Consider the following 1,216-nt stretch of genomic DNA (forward strand, 5'->3'; position numbering starts at 1 on the left):
TGTATTGACCCAGCGGTTTCTGCACAGGTCAGGCTGCTAAAGCATAAGCCTCAGCGGGGGTCTTCATGCCCAGCGCCTGATGAGGGCGCCGGTGGTTATAAAAGCCGATCCAATCTGCGATCACACGACTGGCGTGCTGCAGTGTCTCGAAGCGGTGGCGGTGCACGCATTGGTCTTTGAGCGTTCTGATCACGCGCTCGACCATGCCGTTTTGCTCCGGGCTGTACGGGGTGATGAACTCCTGCTGCAGGCCATAGCTTTTGACCAAGGCCGTGTAGCTGCGGCTGGTGAACACCAGACCGTTGTCTGACCTCAACAGGAACGGGTGCCGGACCTTGCCCAGACAGCCGTACCTGGCAATCAACGCCTGCTCCAGCGCCGCTTCAGCGGTCTTGGATCGGCCACTTCGGCTGAGGTGCCAGCCCAGCAGCTCGCGGCTGTAGCAGTCGATCACCAGGGCCAGCGAAGCCCAGCCATCACGCCCTGTCCACACGCGGCACAGATCGGTGGCCCAGCGCTCATCTGGCGCCTTGGCCACAGAAGGCAATGCCTGGATGCGAGGCCTGAAGCCCACCGGGCGCTTGCGCACCTGCCAGCCCTTGAGTTGGAAGACCCGCTGCACGGTGTTCTTGTTGAAGCCAAGCAGGTGCGCCACGGTGCGATAGCCGAACGACGGGTTCTCTTCGATCATGGCCTTGATGGGCTTGACGAAGTGTTCCTGAACCTTCGGTGGTGCCTTGGTGCTGCGGTAGTACACCGTGCGCCGGGGCATCTCGAACCAATGGCACAGCTTGACCAGGCTGACTTTGAATCCGTCTTGGGCCAGTCCCTGCTGAAGGCTGAGGATCATTTCTCGTCCTCGTTGCCCAGCAGGGACGCCAGCTTTTTTCTGGCACGCAGCTCCAACATGGCTTCGCCATAGGCCTGCTGAAGTTCGCGCAGTTGCTTCTCGTACTGCTCTTTGACTTCCAAGGGCTTGGTGCGCAGGGCGTTCTCCATGCCACGCTTGCCTTCATCGACCCATTGCTCAACCTCCGAGGGGTTGAGGTCGAAGGCCCGGCTGGCCTCCGAGATCGTGGTCTTGCCCTGGATTATGTCCAGGACAAGGGCTGTCTTACGCTTGGCTGTCCAGCGCTTGATGTCGTCTTCCATCAGGGTGCTCATCGTCGTTTCCTTCAACGTTAACACCTGAGCAGGAATTCACTGGGTCAATACA

Annotated in this window: 2 protein-coding genes; both read right to left on the reverse strand. The window is 60.0% G+C overall.

Annotation, left to right across the window (positions count from 1 at the left end; translation table 11 throughout):
• Positions 1–28: 28 nt before the first annotated feature.
• Positions 29–850: an IS3 family transposase gene (locus tag SJH88_RS19135; protein ID WP_045267216.1), complete on the reverse strand. Its 822-nt coding sequence runs from the start codon at positions 848–850 to the stop codon at positions 29–31.
• Positions 847–1,164, reverse strand: coding sequence for a DUF1153 domain-containing protein (locus SJH88_RS19140; protein WP_003074457.1), 318 nt, complete (start codon positions 1,162–1,164; stop codon positions 847–849). Before SJH88_RS19140 ends, SJH88_RS19135 begins: the two co-directional genes overlap by 4 nt.
• Positions 1,165–1,216: the final 52 nt, after the last annotated feature.

Source organism: Comamonas sp. GCA5 (assembly GCF_036541385.1).
Taxonomy (GTDB): domain Bacteria; phylum Pseudomonadota; class Gammaproteobacteria; order Burkholderiales; family Burkholderiaceae_C; genus Comamonas; species Comamonas aquatica.

Coding starts and splice junctions, on each gene's coding strand:
- SJH88_RS19140 (WP_003074457.1), bottom strand. CDS start 1,164: ATGAGCACCCTGATGGAAGACGACATCAAGCGCTGGACAGCCAAGCGT.
- SJH88_RS19135 (WP_045267216.1), bottom strand. CDS start 850: ATGATCCTCAGCCTTCAGCAGGGACTGGCCCAAGACGGATTCAAAGTC.